The following is a 17930-nucleotide window of genomic DNA, read 5'->3' on the forward strand; positions in this document are numbered from 1 at the left end:
TAATTTTGACCTAAAGTAAAAAAAGAAAATGGATAATTAATTATCCATTTTCTTTTAGTCTATTGTAAAGCCATACTTTTTGTAGATCTGCTTGGCTGTGGGGGAGTCCATAAATTTTAAAAAATCATCTGCTGCCTGTGCATGTGGTGCATCTTTCAATTTTGCGGCCACATAGGTTGCTGTGGTATTCTGCGCATCAGGAATAGCTATGCCTTCAACAGGATGACCGATAAGCTTTTGGTAGACGACCTCTGAAGTCCAGACCGGAGCGACATCGGCTTGACTGTAGAGGATACGCATGGGGCTTTCGCGATGATGTATTTTTGTCAAATACGTACTGCCATCCTTTACCTTATCTTCCATGATCTTCTTGACCAGCTGTTCGCCACCTGCTTTTTTATAGGAAGCCTTAATCTGTTCACCTATGCCTTCCCATTGTGGGTTAGGCATGCTAATCCGTACATTCGCTCTTCCCAGATCATTTAACGTTTTGATATGAGCAGGGTTTCCTTGTGGGATCATCAAACAGATGTTGTTGTAGCAATAGGTTTGCGTATGGCTGAAATAATCGGCCATTTCATTAATTGCACGTTTGCTTGCAGTGTAGATATCGGGTTTGTGTGTAATGCGTAGATTGCCAATCGTGATGGATCCCCCTTTTATCTGTTTCGCCAGGATTCCCGGCGGCAATGTTTCGACAAAAATACGTTCATATTGTGGGTATTCTTTTTTGAAAGATGCCAGTAAATCATCCACGACCATAAACTGGTTGCCGGCAAAAAATACAGTGAGCTGTGGGTTTTCAATATCCCCGTACAGATCCGGAATATTGTCTATCCCAGGAACAGTAAAATTTAATGCTGATTCCGGCGGATTGTTCCAAGGGGGATCAAAACGATGTTCCTGCGCCTTAATTTTTGGAACGGTAAAGCATGCCAAGGCGAGACTTAACGTGATTAATTTTCTCATCATACTATGGTTTAACAATGACCCAACCTTCATTTGCCCTTATGACCAATTCGCCATTCCCACTGGGAACATAACCGATGAAGTCAAATAACTCCTCCTTTGGGATATGCTTCTCTTCCAATGTATTTAAACACTGGGCGACAATAACACCTTTTTCGACGAGGTCCTGCAATGGTTTTTCATACTGGCTATTCTTTTTTAGATAGGCTTCGGTACCACCTGAAAAAGCCACTAGTTCAATTTGAAGATGTCCTTTCAGTCGCGGATCTTTCAGCACATTGTTGATATTGCGAATGGCTTTCTCGATTGTTTTTGGATCATTACTATCCAATTGATAGATTGCTTTATACATTTTTTTCTTGGCGACAGCACCGGTATACTGATGGTTGTTTAGCAATAATTTATTGCTTTGTGCTTTAGCTTGTATTGTTGTCATTGCTAAGAGGATGCACGCAATTGTCAGGTGTTTTTTCATCATATTAAAAATTATAAGGTCCATGTTTATGTTGTTCTAAACTAATATTGTCTGCGTAGGGGGGATAAGGACTATCTTTTGGCTTCTTTGCCAGATTCGGGTAATCAAATTCCTTGTTTGCTTTTTTGGGACGATCGAAAGAATTGATGTATGCCGCAACATCATAGGCTTCATCATCGCTGAGCTGTGGTGCGTCGTAACTCGCTCCCAAGGGCATATTTGCTTTAATAAAACGTGTAGCAGTAAGCAATCGTGCCATACCGGCACCATCGTTGTAGCTGTCTTTGCCCCAGAGTGGCGGATATAGATACCCTTTACCTGTAGATTGCGGCACCCCTTGTCCGTCTTTTCCATGACAGCTGGTACATTTGCCTTCAAAGACCAATCGACCATGTTTTAAATCCGCAGCACGATTTGGTATGTCCATTTTGACAAAGCCCTGACCGGTTAATCTTCCCTTATTGACCGTATTGATACTGATATTTTTTATATAGGTGACAATAGCACGCATTTCTTTGCTGTTTTCTGGAATAGCGCGGCCGTTCATACTTCGTTCAAAACAACCATTAATGCGTTCCTCCAGAGATTCAACTTTGTTTTCCCGTCCGATATAGGTTGGAAAAACATTTGTGAGTCCAACATACGGGGCAGCGAAAGCTTTTGTTCCACCGTTGAGATGACAACTGCTGCATGCTAATTTATTTCCGATTTTTATTTCCCCGTCGTAAAAATAGTCATACGTGTTTTTGATCAGCTTCTCGCCGTAACTAGCCATTTCACCTTCTGGGTTGTCTTTGAAGGAAACGGCTCTGAACTGTGATACATGTGTAATCAGAGAATCATTGTCTGCAGCGAGCGAATCGGTCGATTGACCGGTGCGTTCATGCTTAAGTGGAAATACACAGAGTGTTGTACAGGTGATGAACAATGCAATAATGATCCAACTGAGCGCCTTTAGGTAATTTGTTAGTTTTTTGTATTCCATGCCTCTAATTCGTTTGTACAAATCTACCTGTCCATTAACAGCGATTAAAACGAAGTTTTTTTATGAGATATAACCAAATGTTATATCTTGAAATTTTGTTTCAGGCAGAACTGCAAGAATTGGTTGGGGGTACCGGCAAGACCTCCGTATACGTGCGTGAAATAGAAATAACGTTCAATAGACAGCTGGGGAATATCGACAATGGTCAATTGATTGTTCAGGACCTCCCGTTGAACCGTATGAATAGAAAGAAAGGCAAAACTATGGCGACGGGCCAGGTATCCTTTTATACTTTCTGTTGATGGTAATATCATTTCTATCTGGATTTCTGAGAGACTGATACGTTGTTCTTTTAATGCATTTTCAACAATGGTACGTGTACCTGACCCCTGCTCACGAAGCACTAAAGGTAGACGTGTAATGTCCGAAAGAATAGGGTTTTTCAATTGTTTTAAAAGCGGGTTTTCGCTATTCGTGACCAAGACGAGCTCATCTTTCATAAAGGGGATATATTTTAATGCCCTGTTGTCTGTTGAACCCTCCGTGATACCCAGGTCCAATGTTTTGTCAATAAGCTGTTCTTCAATGCTACGGCTGTTGGATTGAAAAGACTGGATGCGGTTATTTGGATATTGGGAAAGAAAGTCTGCCAATAAGGTGGGAAGTACATATTGGGAGATTGTTGTGCTGGCTCCTAACACAAGGTTTCCCTTACGTCCCGTTTGTAGTTCTTGTATTTCCTGCCCTGCCTGATTGTAGAGATTGATAATCTGTTGGGCGTATTTATAGAGAATTTGCCCCGGTTCAGTCAGGTCGAGGTTATTTCCCTTCCTTTCAAAAAGAGGAACACCAAGTTTTTTTTCCAGTTCCTGAATGTTTTTGCTGACCGCAGGTTGCGAGATGAAAAGCGCCGAAGCGGTCTTGGTGAAATTAAGATGCTGAGCTGCAGTATAAAAAACGATGAGACGAAAATCAAAATCCATAAAACGATAAAGGGTTATTTCTAAAATTTAAAAATAACCCTTTATCTAATGAAAAACTAAATTATTTACTTAGTTCTGCGTAATATTTATGAAATAAAGGAATTGTAGAGATACCCATGAGGTAATTTTCGATTCCATACTTCTCGTTTGGAGAATGCAGGTTGTCGCTGTCTAGTCCAAATCCAAGAAGCACTGTTTTTAATCCTAAAACGTCTTCAAATAAAGCGACAATTGGAATAGATCCACCGCCACGTGTAGGGATTGGTTTTACACCGAATGTTTCATGTAAAGCTTTTTCAGCGGCTTTATAGGCCACACTGTCTGTTGGTGTGACTACCGGTTCTCCACCGTGATGCGGTTTTACTTCTACTTTAACATAATCTGGTGCGATACCCTCAAAATGTTTTTTGAATAGTTCAGTAATGCGTTCAGAATTTTGGTTTGGGACAAGACGCATGGAGATTTTAGCATTTGCTTTGGAAGGTAATACTGTTTTGGCACCTTCGCCGATATATCCGCCCCAGATACCATTGACCTCCAGTGTTGGACGGATTCCCGTACGTTCTAATGTTGTATATCCTTTCTCTCCCCAGATATTCTGAATACCCAAATCTGATTTGTATTCTTCAATATCAAATGGAGCTTCGTTCAATGCTTTGCGTTCTTCATCCGTTAATTCAACGACATCGTCATAAAATCCGGGAATTGCGATATGGTTGTTTTCATCGTGCAGGGAGGCGATAAGTTTTGCGAGAATCGTTGCTGGATTTGCAACAGCACCACCATATACGCCAGAGTGTAAATCCCGGTTTGGCCCCGTAACTTCGACCTCGACATAAGAAAGACCACGAAGGCCAGTCTCCAAAGACGGTTGCGCCATGCTGATCATGGATGTATCCGAGATCACGATAACATCTGCTTTAAGCCTTTCGGTGTTTTCCTTGACAAAGGTGCCTAAGTTGACTGAGCCTACTTCCTCTTCGCCTTCGATCATAAATTTGATGTTACATGCCAGCGCATTGTTTTTCATCATATATTCGAAAGCTTTTACGTGCATGTAAAACTGTCCTTTGTCATCTGCCGAACCCCGGGCATATATTTTACCATCACGGATAGTCGGTTCAAAAGGAGGGGTGTTCCACAACTCATATGGATCTGCTGGCTGTACATCATAGTGACCATAGGTCAGTACAGTTGGCAATGAAGGGTCAATAATTTTTTCGCCATAAACGATTGGATTACCAGCAGTGGCACAAACTTCTACCTTGTCGGCCCCTGCATCACGCAATTTCTGAGCAACAAATTCAGCCGTCTTCTGCACGTCACCCTTAAATTTAGGATCAGCACTGACCGAAGGTAAACGCAATAAATCAAACAACTCATCTAAAAAACGTTGCTTGTTTGCTTCTACATATTCTTTAATGTTTTGCATATTGTTTGTATTTGAAACAAATTTACACAAATCGGTACATTTAACTCAATTTGTTGTAACCTTTTCAGATTTGGTAGTGACTAATGTTAAAATTAAATCAAATTATTATGGGAAAAGAGCAAATGGCAGCAATTCTAGGGATAGGATTGTTTGCATGTGTTACACTTAGCGTCTATTTTATTATGCGTTACCGCAGCACAGCAATCAATATCCCCGGAGAGGAAAGAAGAAGGCAACCCGCTGATTGACAAAAGCCGGGGATTCTGGTATTGGGAATAGGCATTGGATTATTTATTGTGGGCATATTACAAAACTATGTGAGTGCTGGTTTGCCTGATTCACTCGCAGTCGCAATTTTGATCAGACATGGACTTTTTATTTCTTTTCAATTAGAGTCGGGGCAGCCGGGGAAATTTTTTTAGAAATAAAATTAAATTTACTGTAACAAAACATTGGTTTTATCTACTAATGTTATATTGATATTAAAATACTATCCAACAATTTTATGAAAAGAGTTTTGCAAATTCTCTTATTTTTCGTTTTCGGAGTTCATGGAATAGTGCACGCACAGTCCAAAATTATTGCCGGAAAAATAAGTGATGTAAAGGATCAAGTCAAATTATCTGATGCAACAGTTATGTTGCTTACCGCTAAAGATTCCATATTGACGGGTTTTACGAGATCAGATGAAAACGGACTTTTTTCTTTATCCAAGCCAGATACAGGATCCTATCTGTTGATCGTCAGTTATCCCAAATACGGTGATTACTATACAGAGATTTCTAAAGACAGGGATTATTCCAAGTTAGCTGTTGGGCTGACCAAAACGGCCACTTTATTGGAGGAAGTTATTGTTACTGGTCGAATTCCCATTACTATAAAAGGGGATACCACAGAGTATGACGCCGGTAGTTTTAAAGTAGAGAAAAATGCAAAGGTTGAAGATTTGTTGAAAGTCTTGCCGGGGATTACTGTCGATGCGTCCGGAAAAATTACTGCACAGGGTAAAACGGTCAAAAAGGTTCTCGTAGATGGCGAGGAATTTTTCGGTGATGACCCGACGCTGGTCACCCGCAATATTCGATCGGATATGGTTGATAAGGTGCAGGTGTATGAAAAGAAGTCTGAGCAAGCCGAACGAACGGGAGTAGATGACGGACAGCGCGAACAGACCATTAATGTCAAATTAAAAGATGGTGCCAAAAATGGAATGTTCGGAAAAGCCTTACTCGGAGGCGGTACCAGTGATTATTATATGGGACAGTTGATGTTAAACAAATTCAAGGGATCTCAAAAGATCTCCGTTTATGGTCTTTTTGGAAATAATGGGACGACAAGCATGAACTGGCAGGATGCACAGAAATATGGTGGTGATTCAGGCGTTTCATACGGGGATGACGGATCCATGTCCTGGTCTAATTTTACGGATCCTTTTTCAGGGCAGGGTGTAATCGGTATACCCCGTGCGATCAATTCGGGGGTCAATTTTTCGGATAAATTCAACAAGGATAAACACAACGTCAATATCAACTATAAATATGGAAGACTAAGCAGTGATGGGGATGATGAGACAATTAGTACGGGGCTGATCAATAATAAGTCAACTAAATCCGTAGATACAGAAAACGATCAGCATCGTGCCAATTTAAAATATGATCTAAATTTTGATTCATTAAATACCTTGACCATCCGAGGCGGAGCTTCCCGTAAAAATCTTTGGTCGGACAACAAGCGTGAAGCCTATCAGTTTACCCAGAATGTGGATACAACCGTCGCTGAAAACACCCGTGAGACCATCAAGAATACGGTTAACGAGTTGAATTTTAGCACTTATTTTACACATAAATTTAAGAAAAAAGGACGTTCCTTTACATTTGACGGTCAATTCAAGCGAAGTGAAATGATAGGAGACGGTCATCTATCCTCAACTGTTGAAAATTATGCTCAAAAGGATTCCGCAGGGCATAGACAGATTGACAGGACAGATCAACGCAAGGAACGCAATAATAAAAATGATGTGCTGGGTGCTTCGGTATCCTATACAGAGCCTCTATCGAAAGTTTGGAATCTTGTTGTCGGAACTGGAATAGAAAGTAGCAATAACTCCTCCCGTGTTGAATCATTCAATAAAGGTGCTGACGGGAAATATGATGATCTGGACAGTCGTTTTAGTAACAATTATGATTTTGATAGACGGAGTAGCAGATATAAATTAGCCATCGTGCATACCACTGATAAGTTCAAGTTCACTGTTGCCAATAATTTTAATAATGATAAATTGAAACAATATAATTATTATAGTCAAGAAGGGCTTTCCAGAAGTTATTTTACTTATAATCCCAATGTGAGTGCCGGATATTCCTTCACAAAGACCAAAGGATTATGGATGAATTACACCGGAAAGAACCAATTACCTTCCATGAGTCAGATTCAGCCTATTCTCGATAATTCGGATCAGATCAACAGGTATTTGGGAAATGAAAATTTAAAACCTTCTTTTAGAAACTCCTTAAATATCAATTATAACTCATTTCGGATTTTGACAGGAAGTTATGTCTATGTGGGCGGGAATATCACTTTGGATAAAAATCCGATCACACAAAATATTGATACTGTAAAAGGTCTCAATATCTACACCTGGAATAATGTAAAAGGTAAAACAAATACCTCCGTGAATATCTGGTCTGGATACCATTTCAAATTGAGCAAAAAATTGGGCTTGTCCAATTCGCCACAGTTCTACCTGAATATGAGTGATAACTATAATCTATTCAATCAGCAATTAAACAAGGTCAACACAACGAATTTCAATTTTACGTACAACTTTAAAAGAGATACAAAGACTGGATTGAATTTCGATTTAAACTTCAGCCCACAATATCGCTTAATGAAATCCAGCCTGGAACGTAACACGAATAGTAATGGCTTTGTATTTGGATCGAATGGTAGTGTTGAATATTTTATCAATAAAACCTTTAAAGTATATACAAACTATAGCTATACCTACGAGGCAGCGACGAAGGCTTTTGATGAAAAATTTGAGCAATTCCTGTTGCATCCCGGAGTAAGTAAAAAGTTCCTGAAGAATGAATCTCTGATGTTGGATTTTATGATCAACGATGTACTTAATCAAAATAAAGGTTTTAGCCGTTCGGCATCAACATCAATTTTTACACAGCGACGTTATGATACGATCCGTAGATATTATATGCTCAAGTTATCCTGGGATTTCACAAAAATGTTTTTATAAAATTTAAGATAAATACCATGTTAAAATATATCGTTTTTTTCTTTTTTTGTTGTACAGTTCTAAGTCTCAAGGCGCAGTACACGCTATTCGGAAGGTCCGGGAGCATTTCCTATGATAAAACTATGTACATGAAGAATATTGTGGGTAAAAAGTTTTTGGCGAAGGCTGATGATAAATCAAAAATATTTTTTGAACAGATGTTACCCAAACTTCCTGAAAATGCCGTACTGAAAAAGACCCTAAAATTCAATGCCAATGAAACCTTGTTTGAACCAGTCAAAGATGATAATCTGGATCAGATGGTCAAGCAATACATCATGATGTTGGCATTGGACTTTGAAGGGATTACTTTGTCCAATATGACGACCCGCTCTTTTCTAAGGTATAATGATATCGTTGGTGAAAAGATTATTGTCGAAGACACGATGAAACGTATCAAATGGAAAATTACTGACGAGTATCGGGAAATCGCGGGATACAATTGCCGGAGAGCCAATGGCCTTACAGCTGACTCGATTTATGTAATCGGCTATTATTGTAACGAGATTCCAATCAGTGGCGGACCTGAATCCATCAACGGTCTTCCCGGGATGATCTTGGGCTTGGTGGTGCCCAGCCAGCATGTTTCCTATTTTGCCACGAAAGTCGAATTGAGCAATGATGTAATCATGGATAAAAAAAGGTTCGAAAAAAGTAAAGTGAAACGGATGACCAGAAAGACAATGACCGATCAGATTTCGAGCGTTTTGTCACAGCACATGAATAAAGAAACCGTTCAGTTTATCATGGAATTGGGCAATTTGTAAAGACGCATCGAGCATAAGTGTGTTTAATTTGTCAGGTACTCAAGTGCCTTACTAAGAAAGGGCTACTCAAGGGTAGCCCTTTCTTAGTAAGAAAAAGTAAAATCTATGTTGATCGGGGTAACTTTATGCGAAATTTAGCTGCTATACGATAGGCCAAAAAGCGACTTAGTATGTTTATTTTTATAATTTTTTCATTACATGGTTATTTTTTTTAAAACCGAAGTGAAAAATAATAGTGGCAAAATTGTAGTTTTGCCTGCTAATACAATTTATCATTATATACCATTCAATAAATTTTATGAAAAGCCTGTGGTTACCACTTTTACTTTTCCTACTATGCTCCTGCGGAATAGTTCAAGCACAATCCAAAATTGAGGGAAAGATTAACGACGTAAAGGATCAGCTAAAGTTACAAAAAGCAACGATCATGTTGTTGACAGCCAAAGATTCGATACTAACAGATTTTACCCGCTCTGATGAGGGCGGAAAATTCTCTTTGGCCAAACCAGATACCGGACAATATATTCTTATCGTTACCTATCCAAAATATGGTGAATATTATGCGGATATCTTACCGGGGAAGGATTACACAAATTTGTCGATTGGACTGACAAGCAGTACGACTTTATTAGAGGAAGTGATCGTAACGGGACGGATCCCCATAACAATTAAAGGTGATACAACGGAATACGATGCCCGGAGTTTCAAGGTGGAGAAAAATGCAAAGGTTGAAGATCTTTTGAAAGTGCTGCCCGGGATCACCGTGGATGCTTCGGGGAAGATTACCGCACAGGGGAAAACGGTCGAAAAGATGCTTGTCGATGGCGAAGAGTTTTTTGGGGATGATCCGAAATTGGTGAGCCGAAATATCCGTTCGGATATGGTCGACAAGATTCAGGTCTATGAAAAGAAATCCGATAAAGCGGAGAAAACGGGCATTGATGATGGAGTACGTACGCAGACCATCAATGTAAAACTAAAAGAGGAAGCAAAACGTGGTATATTTGGGAAAGCCGATGCTGGTGTCGGAAATAATAAATTTTACCTTGGTCAGGGCTTTTTGAATTATTTCAATCAATCTTTTCGGATTTCAACTTATCTGATCGCAAGTAATACCGGAAAAACAGGGCTGAATGGTCAAGAGGCATCAAGTATAGGTGGTGATGGTGACGGTTCTGGAAATTTTGAGGGGGAAGGGGTTCCGAAGTCCTTAAATACGGGTTTTCTATATTCAGATAAAACAGCAAATAAAAAACATACGTGGCGTATTGACTATAAGTATGGTCAATCGAATGTAGATCTGGACAGAAGTGTATTCACAAGAAATGCAGCACGGGATACCATTCTGATCAGCAACAATAATACGGCTGCTTCCAGCGACAATAAAAAACATAATGTCGGACTGAAATATGAATTTAAAATAGATTCTTTATCGGATTTGACCGTTTGGGCTGGTGCGAATCGGAGAAGGGATATTAGCTCATCAGCAACGATCTCAACGACCTTTAACCAATTTGATCAACAGATTAATGGCAATACCCGAAATTTTAAGAATGATACTGAGTCAGAACAGTATAATACCTCGGCAATTTATGTAAGAAGATTTAAGAAAAAGGGGCGCTCATTAACATTTAGCTATGCAACATCAGGTAACAAGCAGGATGGAAATCAGCAGCTATATTCCAATCTAAGCTATTACAAGGATGGTGATTCCGTCGGCAATACGATTTTAGATCAAGAGAAGGTGATTGCAAATAAATCGTTTGCAATGGGGGGAGATGTATCTTACTCTGAACCCCTATCAAAGAAGCTTATTTTAGCGTTTGAGTACGGCATCAATTTTAACCGCGACAATAATTCGGTAAAATCATCTAACAAAAATCCTGTCACAGGTAAGTACGATGATCTGGATGAAGTTTATAGTAATGACTTTTTGTATAAGACCACGAAGAATACCTATAATCTTTCGGTCAACTATAAACCGTTGGAAAAATTTGTTATTAATATTGCAAATAGATTTGAAAATAGCGATTTGTCGCAGTTAAACCGAGCGGATAATGCACATCTGTCTAGGTCCTTTTTTGTTTATAACCCTGTCTTGGATTTAAATTATGAGATTAAAAAAAATAGGTCAATTTCAATGGTCTATAGAGGAACAAATGGATTACCTTCACTCAATCAGATTCAGCCACTACGGTCAAACCTTGACCCGTTGAATGAATATTTAGGAAATGAAAACTTAAAACCATCTTATACAAATGAATTGAATTTAGGTTTTAGATCTTTTTCAATTCTTAAAGGTGAGTTTTATGGTATTTTCATCAATGCTTCCCGTACCAACAAAGCCTTGGTTCAAAATGCAACAATTGATTCTGTGGGTAAAACAACGTTTATCTGGGATAACTTAAATCACAATACCAATAATCAGATTAGCATCAGCCCTATGTATTATGGGATCCTGTGGAAAAAGTATCAATTGAGACACGGTGGAGGACCTACTATTTCCATTGGTAACAATTATAATTATGTGAACAATGTTTTGGCGAATGCGAAGTTTCAAACTTATTCAGTGAATTACGGGCTTCAAAAGTCCACAACAAAAGGGCTGGATTTTGAATTTGAAGTTTCGCCGGGCTATGTCATCCAAAATAATTCAATTGGTAAGATGGAAGACAGTAAAGGTTTTACATTATCTTCCAATGGAAGTCTTAAATATTTTCTTCCGGCCAAATTTGTATTGCGGACAGACTTCAACTATCGATATCAGGCACCGACGGCCGTGTATAGTAAAAAGTTCGAACGTTTTGTATTGAACCCTGCACTATCGAAAAAGTTTATGAAAGACGAGAAGCTTGAAGCAACCTTTATGGTTAATGACATATTGAATCAAAATATAGGCTTTGAACGAAATCAAAACGGCACCCTACTTACCGAGCGTCGATTTAATACAATTGGTAGGTATTATATGGTAAAACTAAGCTGGGAAATCAATAAGATGTTAGCCAAATCGAAATAAAATGAGAACGATAAAAAATATAATAACCCTATTTTTAGTCCTATTTTTTGGAAAAACGGCGGTAGGACAATACGCTTATTTCCCTGACCGGGGAACGATTACTTTTGAGAAAACCGTATTTCTTAAAAATTTGATCAAGCGTTATGGAGCCTATTCCAAAGATGAAGAGAGCCGTAATGCTTTCAAGGGATTGGGGGAAGCGGCTCCAGAAAATCAAGTGCTGAGAAAGACCTTGAAATTTTCTCCGGATGAAGTGCTGTATGAGCATATTGCTGAGGATTATCCCGAAGTCACACAGGGGTTGATGCGGATGGGGATTTTTGAATCTGGGATTAGCAGTTATCAGAATCTGAAAACAAAGGAATTCAAATCCATCTTCGAATTGGGAGGAGAACGGATCGTAATCGCTGATTCGACACTAAAGATAAAATGGAAAATTACGAACGAGTACCGGGAGATCGCGGGGTATCAATGCCGGCGGGCAAACGGACTTGTGCTTGACTCGATCTATGCTGTAGCATTTTATACGGACCAGATTCCAGTATCTGGTGGACCGTCCGCATTCAATGGTCTACCTGGGATGATTTTGGGGTTGGCTGTTCCGGAGCTTCACTATAATATGTTCGCAACTAAAGTCGAACTGAGTCCAGTAACGATTTCTTCTGACAATCTTCTTAAGAAAAAAGACAAACCTTTGAATAGAAAGCAGGTTTACGACAAACTAAATGCTGTTGTGGGGGGCTATCTTGGCGTTAAGGTGTATAACCTTGTGATGGGCTGTTATTACTTGTAACCAGCCCCAGATCCACTAACACATAAAAAAAGGCCCTTCATTTGAAAGGCCTTTTTTATGTAAAAACTCAGGAAAGATTATTTTCCGCCGTTTTTCTTAGCAGTGACTTCGTTACGAATTTCTTGTGCTAAGGTTTTGATGTCTTGTAATCCTTTACGTACACGTGTACCAGCAGCAGAATTACCATTGTTGAAGAACTTGTCTGCATCAGCTTCGATAGAAGCTACTAACTCTTTTAATTTTACGTAGTTTTCCATTTTTTTATAATTATAATTTTAGTTTTTATGGTTTTTCCTAAACACTCCTTAAATATACAAAAACGAATCAAATAGAAAATAAATTTCGTTTTTTTTTATCGAAAAAGCTTAAAAAAAACTATTCAACAATCTTAAGTTCGTCAATAATGTTGGTTGCTCCTGCAAATTTATCAATGATAAATAAAACGTAGCGAATGTCAACTGAAATTGTACGTTGTAGCTTATGGTCGAAGATCACATCGCCGGCCATCGCCTCAATATTACCATCAAAAGCTAGGCCAATTAATTCACCATTGCCATTTATTACGGGAGAACCTGAGTTTCCGCCTGTTATGTCGTTGTCACTTAGGAAGTTTACTGGTAAATACCCTTTTTTGTCAGCATAACGCCCATAGTCCTTATTTTTGTACAGATCCATCAAACGTTGGGGCAAATCGAACTCTTCATCACCTTTTTTGTACTTCGCGATAGTACCTTTTAAAGTCGTGTAGAAGTTCTTGTCAGCGTCATTGCGCGGGTCTTGTGGCAAGCCTTTGATTGAACCATATGAAAGACGCAATGTGCTGTTTGCATCCGGATAGAACTTTCCTTTTGGATTGGAAGCCAACACACCGGCGACGTATTTACGGTAAGCCCCATCAAACTTGTCTTGCTCAACTTTTAAGCTCGGATCTTCCTGACGGTATTTACTGATCAATGCTGAAGATAACTTGTACAACGGATCGTTTGCCAAAATTTCAGCATTTGGATTCTCTAAATAATTGTTCAAACGCTCAGCAGAAGCGAAAATGCTGTTCTTTACGGATTCTTTGATGTAAGCGGTAAAATCATTATTATTTTTAGCAGCCAACTCAGCAACATAAGGGGCAATATTCCCCGCTTTTTTTGCATATAGATTTAATTCGTCGATCAACACCTGTTCTTCCAAAGGCAGATACATTTTTTCATAGCCAGCATCGATCGCCGATTTTAAGCGAGGAAGAATATCTTTTCTCCGTGCTTCATCGCCTGCAGCATAAACTTCTAAGCCGGAGCCGATCGTGTACGGCAATGTCGCAATCGCACTGGAGCGAATCATTCCCATGAGATAGTTGTCATGTCTCGCTTTCTCGTTGGTTGCGGTATAGTAAGCATTAATTATTTTGATCACGTCTCCGTATTCCGCTTTGTTGGCGGCCTTGTTTGCCCATTTGTCAAATTTAACCTCATCTTTAGCTTTTGACGCTGCTGTTTTATGTAAGGTCAACGCGTCAATCATACCTTGGCGGTTTTTCCAATAATTGGCCACCTGAGAGTATTTCGACGCATAATTCAACTTAACTGCTTGATCTTGGTCCATGAATTTTTTCATGGCATCCATGCCCGTTTTGGAGGCCTCTACCCAAGCAGGATATGCAAATTTTACGTTTTGATTGATTCCACCCGAAGGCATCCAACGGTTTGTACGGCCGGGATAACCCAAGATCATTGCAAAATCGCCTTCTTGAATACCTTTTAAACTGACTGGTAAGAAATGTTTTGGTTTCAACGGAACATTGTCCTGTGCATACTCCGCAGGGTTTCCGTTTCTGTCTGCATAGACACGGAAAATCGAAAAGTCGCCTGTGTGACGTGGCCATTCCCAGTTGTCAGTGTCTCCACCGAATTTACCGATGCTATTTGGTGGCGTTCCGACTAAACGTACATCGTTATAATCTTGGTACACAAAGTAATAATACTCATTACCTTGGTAGAAAGATTTTACCTCAACAACATACTTACCATTTTCGCTGTTCTCCTTTTGGATTTTAGCGATCTCAGCAGCGATAATTTTGTTGCGCTCATCCTCAGTCATTTTATTATTGACCAAACCTAAGATGCGTTTTGAAACATCATCCATTCGTACGAAGAAGCGGACAGATAGGGATTTTGGTTTCAATTCCTCGCTTTTTGTCTTTGCCCAGAAACCATTTGTCAAGTGGTCATTCTCAGGTGTGGACAATTCAGCAATTGCACCATAGCCGCAGTGGTGATTGGTGAATACCAACCCTTGGTCAGAAACAATCTCTGCGGTACAACCACCGCCAAATTGCACAATCGCATCTTTTAAACTCGAGTGGTTAATGCTGTAGATCTCTTCGGCGCTTAAACGAAGACCTTTTTTTTGCATATCAGCCTCATTCAGACGCTTTAGATACATTAAAAACCACATTCCCTCATCGGCAAATGCAGCAAAGCTTGTTGTTATCAGCAACAAACACATCCATAATTTTTTCATATCAACCTGATAAAAAGTTTGTTTATACCCTACAAAAATGCTTTAATTCTGTTAAAAACCAAAATATTAGACTTTATATTATGCTTTTTCCCAATTTTTATGTCAATTAAAAGTAAATGTGTACGTGAATGTCCATCGAGGAAAGTCAAATGGACTCTTTTCCTTATCTTTGTAGGATGCAGCAAACATTTGAAAATTTTAAATTCAATAAACAGATCTTAAACGCGATCACAGAGGCAGGTTATGAACAACCGACTGAGATCCAGGAGAAGGCAATTACACCGATATTGGCGGGGCAAGATGTGATGGGAATAGCCCAGACAGGAACGGGAAAAACGGCTGCATTTGTATTGCCCATCCTGATGAAATTGAAATACGCCCAAGGAATTGATGCGCGAGCGTTGATCTTAACACCGACAAGAGAATTGGCCATGCAGATCGAAGAGAATATCAGGCTATTTTCTACTTACCTCGATTTGCGTTCGGTGGTTTTATACGGCGGACTAGGGCCTAAGACACAGATTGAAACCCTTGAAAAAGGAGTTGATATTATTGTCGCTACACCTGGCCGATTCTTGGATTTATATTTGGAAGGACATATTGTCGTGAAGTCACTCAAATTTTTGGTATTGGATGAAGCGGATAAGATGATGGATATGGGTTTCATCAGTAAGATTCACCGCGTATTGGAAATCGTGCCGCGCAAACGCCAAAATTTATTGTTCTCGGCGACCATGAGCGAACTTGTTCGTAAAATTGCCGGTGATTTTCTGGCTTTTCCCACTGTAATAGAAGTTTCTGAACAGGCGACACCGGCTAAAACGGTCAGTCAGGCTTTATATTTTGTTCCCAATCAAAAAACCAAGTTAAATTTACTGCAGCATCTATTGAAAGACGATGAAGCTTTTAGCAGACTGATTGTTTTTTGTAAAACGAAACAAGTTGCGGACAATGTTTTTCATTTCCTGGAACGTAAATATGGCAAAGACGAAGTCCGTGTCATTCATGCCAATAAAGGACAGAATACGCGTATCAACTCAATCAATGCATTTAAGGAAGGGAATATCCGTATCCTAGTTGCAACGGATGTAGCGGCACGGGGACTTGATGTTTCCAATGTAAGCCACGTGATCAATTTTGAAGTGCCTATTGTCATCGAAGACTATGTACATCGTATTGGACGTACAGGCCGGGCGTTCAATGAAGGGGATGCGATCACTTTTTGCAATGAGGCCGAGAAATACTATGTTCGAAAAATTGAAAAATTGATCAAACAGAGTATTCCGGTGTATCCAATCCCAGAGGAGGTATTCGTGGAGAAGACACCTTTTCAGGAGAAACAGGATATTGCACGCGATATTGATAATCAAAAGAAAAAAGATAACCCGGATTATCAGGGCGCTTTCCATGAGAAAAAATATGTGATCAAACAAAAGGAAGTCCGTGAAGCGCAACGTGCCTCAGGTTATAAGCCAAAGGCCAAAAGCAAGGGCAAATCGGGCGGTGGTAAATCTACAGGATCAAGCCGTAATTTCAAGAAACGATAACCAACATGCGGTTTACCCCATTAAATATTGCTAGTGCATGTTTGGTCGCTTGGTTTGTCATGGAAAATCCCAATGACGAAAAGGCACTCTTTACATGGGGAGCGTTTATCGCGTTGATGGTACTACTGACAGTGGTAGATATTTTGTTTAGAGTACTCATTAAAGAAAATAAGAAAATGTGGCTGTTGCAACTGGCATTTTTGGTCCTAGTCTGTGTAGTAAGTTTGATCATAAAGGTAACAGTCAGTTGATAAATAAAAAAGGAAATTTAAAAAACGGAGATGGTGCGGAAGCCGTGGGCTGGTTGAGGTAAAATCTCAATACTTGATACGCCTTTCTCAATACTCAATACTAAAATGAAAAAAGCAGAAATAAAATTACAAGTAGAGCTTGACGAAAACAATGTTCCTGAAAACATCATGTGGTCGTCCACAGATGGAAATAATGCGGAAGAATTACCCGCGAAAGCGATGTTTTTAGCCCTATGGGATTCACATTATAAAAATTCAATGCGTATCGACCTTTGGACAAAAGACATGCCGTACGATGAGATGAAGCGTTTTTTTTACGAAACTTTACAAACGTTGGGCGACTCCTTTATCCGTTCCTCGGGCGGAGATCCCATGGCCGAGAAGGTTATTGGTGACTTGCGCGATTACTGTGCGCATTTCGCGGACAAAATGGAAGTATTAATGCCACAACAATAGTTTTTAACGCTTAACAAACAGTTGATTATGCAATATTTCTTAGTGAAATCTGAACCATTTAAATATAGTTGGGAGCAATTTAATAAAGATGGACGGACGTTTTGGGATGGTGTTCGCAATTACCAGGCTAGGAATAACATGAAAGCGATGAAGGAAGGCGATTTGGTCCTTTTCTATCATAGCAACGAGGGAAAGGATGTCGTTGGTGTCGCGAAGGTAGTGAAAGAATTTTATCAGGACCCAACAACCGATGATGAACGCTGGGTTGTCGTAGACTTGGCTCCTGTTGAAACACTGAAGAAGTCTGTTACGCTGGAGACCATCAAAGCAGATGAGCAATTACAGGATATCGCTTTGGTGAGACAGGGCCGTCTATCGGTGATGCCGCTAAAGCCTGAGGAATTCGACCGGATCTTAGCTTTAGGCAATGGGGAGTAACCATTCGAAATAAAA

General features: G+C 39.6%; 16 protein-coding genes. 9 read left to right on the forward strand and 7 right to left on the reverse strand.

Annotated features, from left to right (window positions below):
• Window positions 1-54: 54 nt before the first annotated feature.
• The 5 genes from G6053_RS04360 to G6053_RS04380 form a co-directional block, all read right to left on the reverse strand.
• On the reverse strand, window positions 55-972 hold the full coding sequence (locus G6053_RS04360; protein WP_241254923.1) for a substrate-binding domain-containing protein: 918 nt from the start codon (window positions 970-972) through the stop codon (window positions 55-57).
• Window position 973: 1 nt separating this feature from the next.
• Window positions 974-1447 carry a DsrE family protein gene (locus G6053_RS04365; protein ID WP_241254924.1) on the reverse strand — a complete coding sequence of 158 codons (474 nt, stop codon included), beginning with the start codon at window positions 1445-1447 and terminating at the stop codon, window positions 974-976.
• Window position 1448: 1 nt separating this feature from the next.
• The gene (locus G6053_RS04370) at window positions 1449-2429 is read right to left on the reverse strand and encodes a c-type cytochrome (RefSeq protein WP_165305655.1); all 981 of its coding nucleotides are present in this window, start codon (window positions 2427-2429) and stop codon (window positions 1449-1451) included.
• A gap of 80 nt (window positions 2430-2509) precedes the next feature.
• Window positions 2510-3412, reverse strand: a complete 903-nt coding sequence (locus G6053_RS04375; protein WP_108635921.1) for a LysR family transcriptional regulator — start codon at window positions 3410-3412, stop codon at window positions 2510-2512.
• A gap of 61 nt (window positions 3413-3473) precedes the next feature.
• Window positions 3474-4844, reverse strand: a complete 1371-nt coding sequence (locus tag G6053_RS04380; RefSeq protein WP_165305656.1) for a dipeptidase — start codon at window positions 4842-4844, stop codon at window positions 3474-3476.
• Window positions 4845-4951: 107 nt separating this feature from the next.
• Between G6053_RS04380 and G6053_RS04385 the strand changes: the two genes are divergently transcribed.
• The 5 genes from G6053_RS04385 to G6053_RS04405 all read left to right on the forward strand — a co-directional run bounded on the left by G6053_RS04385 (window position 4952) and on the right by G6053_RS04405 (window position 12709).
• Window positions 4952-5092, forward strand: coding sequence for a hypothetical protein (locus G6053_RS04385; RefSeq protein WP_165305657.1), 141 nt, complete (start codon window positions 4952-4954; stop codon window positions 5090-5092).
• A gap of 257 nt (window positions 5093-5349) precedes the next feature.
• Window positions 5350-8094 carry an outer membrane beta-barrel protein gene (locus tag G6053_RS04390; protein ID WP_165305658.1) on the forward strand — a complete coding sequence of 915 codons (2745 nt, stop codon included), beginning with the start codon at window positions 5350-5352 and terminating at the stop codon, window positions 8092-8094.
• A gap of 17 nt (window positions 8095-8111) precedes the next feature.
• On the forward strand, window positions 8112-8900 hold the full coding sequence (locus tag G6053_RS04395; RefSeq protein ID WP_108635918.1) for a GLPGLI family protein: 789 nt from the start codon (window positions 8112-8114) through the stop codon (window positions 8898-8900).
• Window positions 8901-9198: 298 nt separating this feature from the next.
• The gene (locus tag G6053_RS04400) at window positions 9199-11916 is read left to right on the forward strand and encodes an outer membrane beta-barrel protein (RefSeq protein WP_165305659.1); all 2718 of its coding nucleotides are present in this window, start codon (window positions 9199-9201) and stop codon (window positions 11914-11916) included.
• Window position 11917: 1 nt separating this feature from the next.
• Entirely contained in the window at window positions 11918-12709 is a 792-nt protein-coding gene (locus tag G6053_RS04405) for a GLPGLI family protein (RefSeq protein WP_108635916.1), read from the forward strand.
• A 77-nt stretch (window positions 12710-12786) separates the two neighbouring features.
• On the opposite strand, the gene G6053_RS04410 is transcribed toward G6053_RS04405, so the two are convergent.
• Window positions 12787-12966, reverse strand: coding sequence for a histone H1 (locus G6053_RS04410; RefSeq protein ID WP_104384913.1), 180 nt, complete (start codon window positions 12964-12966; stop codon window positions 12787-12789).
• 118 nt (window positions 12967-13084) lie between these two features.
• The gene (locus G6053_RS04415; RefSeq protein WP_165305660.1) at window positions 13085-15223 is read right to left on the reverse strand and encodes a S46 family peptidase; all 2139 of its coding nucleotides are present in this window, start codon (window positions 15221-15223) and stop codon (window positions 13085-13087) included.
• Between the two features lie 176 nt (window positions 15224-15399).
• Between G6053_RS04415 and G6053_RS04420 the strand changes: the two genes are divergently transcribed.
• From G6053_RS04420 to G6053_RS04435, 4 genes are all read left to right on the forward strand, one after another.
• On the forward strand, window positions 15400-16770 hold the full coding sequence (locus G6053_RS04420) for a DEAD/DEAH box helicase (RefSeq protein ID WP_108635914.1): 1371 nt from the start codon (window positions 15400-15402) through the stop codon (window positions 16768-16770).
• A gap of 5 nt (window positions 16771-16775) precedes the next feature.
• Window positions 16776-17021, forward strand: a complete 246-nt coding sequence (locus tag G6053_RS04425; RefSeq protein ID WP_165305661.1) for a hypothetical protein — start codon at window positions 16776-16778, stop codon at window positions 17019-17021.
• Between the two features lie 105 nt (window positions 17022-17126).
• Window positions 17127-17477: a gliding motility protein GldC gene (gene gldC / locus G6053_RS04430; protein WP_088160288.1), complete on the forward strand. Its 351-nt coding sequence runs from the start codon at window positions 17127-17129 to the stop codon at window positions 17475-17477.
• Between the two features lie 27 nt (window positions 17478-17504).
• Entirely contained in the window at window positions 17505-17915 is a 411-nt protein-coding gene (locus G6053_RS04435; RefSeq protein ID WP_108635912.1) for an EVE domain-containing protein, read from the forward strand.
• Window positions 17916-17930 lie beyond the last annotated feature (15 nt).

Origin of the sequence: Sphingobacterium sp. DR205, assembly GCF_011064245.1 — a bacterium.
GTDB lineage: Bacteria > Bacteroidota > Bacteroidia > Sphingobacteriales > Sphingobacteriaceae > Sphingobacterium > Sphingobacterium athyrii.

Excerpts from the sequence above, each read along its gene's own strand:
- G6053_RS04360 (WP_241254923.1), bottom strand. The coding sequence starts at position 972 with ATGATGAGAAAATTAATCACGTTAAGTCTCGCCTTGGCATGCTTTACC.
- G6053_RS04365 (WP_241254924.1), bottom strand. The coding sequence starts at position 1,447 with ATGATGAAAAAACACCTGACAATTGCGTGCATCCTCTTAGCAATGACA.
- G6053_RS04370 (WP_165305655.1), bottom strand. The coding sequence starts at position 2,429 with ATGGAATACAAAAAACTAACAAATTACCTAAAGGCGCTCAGTTGGATC.
- G6053_RS04375 (WP_108635921.1), bottom strand. The coding sequence starts at position 3,412 with ATGGATTTTGATTTTCGTCTCATCGTTTTTTATACTGCAGCTCAGCAT.
- G6053_RS04380 (WP_165305656.1), bottom strand. The coding sequence starts at position 4,844 with ATGCAAAACATTAAAGAATATGTAGAAGCAAACAAGCAACGTTTTTTA.
- G6053_RS04385 (WP_165305657.1), top strand. The coding sequence starts at position 4,952 with ATGGGAAAAGAGCAAATGGCAGCAATTCTAGGGATAGGATTGTTTGCA.
- G6053_RS04390 (WP_165305658.1), top strand. The coding sequence starts at position 5,350 with ATGAAAAGAGTTTTGCAAATTCTCTTATTTTTCGTTTTCGGAGTTCAT.
- G6053_RS04395 (WP_108635918.1), top strand. The coding sequence starts at position 8,112 with ATGTTAAAATATATCGTTTTTTTCTTTTTTTGTTGTACAGTTCTAAGT.
- G6053_RS04400 (WP_165305659.1), top strand. The coding sequence starts at position 9,199 with ATGAAAAGCCTGTGGTTACCACTTTTACTTTTCCTACTATGCTCCTGC.
- G6053_RS04405 (WP_108635916.1), top strand. The coding sequence starts at position 11,918 with ATGAGAACGATAAAAAATATAATAACCCTATTTTTAGTCCTATTTTTT.
- G6053_RS04410 (WP_104384913.1), bottom strand. The coding sequence starts at position 12,966 with ATGGAAAACTACGTAAAATTAAAAGAGTTAGTAGCTTCTATCGAAGCT.
- G6053_RS04415 (WP_165305660.1), bottom strand. The coding sequence starts at position 15,223 with ATGAAAAAATTATGGATGTGTTTGTTGCTGATAACAACAAGCTTTGCT.
- G6053_RS04420 (WP_108635914.1), top strand. The coding sequence starts at position 15,400 with ATGCAGCAAACATTTGAAAATTTTAAATTCAATAAACAGATCTTAAAC.
- G6053_RS04425 (WP_165305661.1), top strand. The coding sequence starts at position 16,776 with ATGCGGTTTACCCCATTAAATATTGCTAGTGCATGTTTGGTCGCTTGG.
- gldC (WP_088160288.1), top strand. The coding sequence starts at position 17,127 with ATGAAAAAAGCAGAAATAAAATTACAAGTAGAGCTTGACGAAAACAAT.
- G6053_RS04435 (WP_108635912.1), top strand. The coding sequence starts at position 17,505 with ATGCAATATTTCTTAGTGAAATCTGAACCATTTAAATATAGTTGGGAG.